1 pseudogene is annotated in these 323 nt (G+C 64.7%); it reads right to left on the bottom strand.

Features of this window, described 5'->3' with window-relative positions:
• Window positions 1–240: 240 nt before the first annotated feature.
• Window positions 241–323 (bottom strand): annotated as a pseudogene (locus ABGA94_RS13105) (TetR/AcrR family transcriptional regulator); the annotation flags it as partial.

Here is a 323-nt window from a genome sequence, read left to right as displayed (position 1 = left end):
ACCGACCTCTACCTGCTCGTCCGCCAGGAAGACCAGCAGCTGCTTGAACGCATCGGACAGGCATTACGGGAGATCACACTCGAGGAGCATGCGAGCCTGCTCCACCTGTGGGCAGGCCGGAGATCTGTTCCACCCGCACGTCGGCCGCGCCACCCACCGCACGCAGCTTCAGCGCCACCTGGTCGGCCACCTTCTGCAGCTGGCTGAAGTCATCGCGACCTCCGGTTCGTTCAGTTTTGGTTATTCAGCCGTTCCGGCCCCTCGCGGCGCGTAGGCGCGCAGGAAGAAGTCGATGCTGGCGGTTACGTGGGCAAGAGGGTCGC

The organism is Stenotrophomonas sp. 3diitr2024 (genome assembly GCF_042136455.1).
GTDB lineage: Bacteria > Pseudomonadota > Gammaproteobacteria > Xanthomonadales > Xanthomonadaceae > Stenotrophomonas > Stenotrophomonas sepilia.
This window is presented reverse-complemented; position numbering and strand designations above follow the sequence as displayed.